The sequence below is a fragment of the Paenisporosarcina sp. P5_A11 genome, from assembly GCF_056400705.1.
In genome coordinates this window covers 1-606 of the sequence record NZ_JBFUKT010000395.1, presented here as the reverse complement: position 1 = coordinate 606, position 606 = coordinate 1, and the positions used below count along the sequence as shown (strand labels likewise).

The following is a 606-nucleotide window of genomic DNA, read 5'->3' as shown; positions in this document are numbered from 1 at the left end:
GAGCAAGGGATTTGAACCCTTGAGACAGTTTAACCCGCCTACACGAATTCCAATCGTGCTCCTTCGGCCACTCGGACAGCTCCCCAATATGGCTCCGAAGGTAGGACTCGAACCTACGACCAATCGATTAACAGTCGATTGCTCTACCACTGAGCTACTTCGGAATAGTAATTTATTGCCTGGCGACGTCCTACTCTTGCAGGGGGAAACCCCCAACTACCATCGGCGCTGAAGAACTTAACTTCCGTGTTCGGTATGGGAACGGGTGTGACCTCTTCGCAATCATCACCAGACTATTTGTTTTGTAAGACAAGATTTATTATACCAAGTCTGACGAGATTTACAAGTGTTTTTTATTATTTTAAAAAACTATTTCTTGTTCACTCAAAACTGGATAAACGGGCCATTGAAAGTCATTCAAAATTGTGGTTAAGTCCTCGATCGATTAGTATTCGTCAGCTGCACACGTCGCCGCGCTTCCACCTCGAACCTATCTACCTCATCGTCTTTGAGGGATCTTACTTACTTGCGTAATGGGAAATCTCATCTTGAGGGGGGCTTCATGCTTAGATGCTTTCAGCACTTATCCCGGCCACACATAGCTAC

The 606-nt window shown here is 45.7% G+C and carries 1 tRNA gene and 2 rRNA genes; all 3 read right to left on the bottom strand.

Going from position 1 to position 606, the window contains the following annotated elements:
- Positions 1-89 precede the first annotated feature (89 nt).
- Positions 90-164 (bottom strand) — tRNA-Asn (locus AC1DOS_RS20475).
- A gap of 13 nt (positions 165-177) precedes the next feature.
- Positions 178-293 (bottom strand): 5S ribosomal RNA (rrf, locus tag AC1DOS_RS20470).
- Positions 294-425: 132 nt separating this feature from the next.
- Positions 426-606, bottom strand: a 23S ribosomal RNA gene (locus tag AC1DOS_RS20465); the annotation flags it as partial.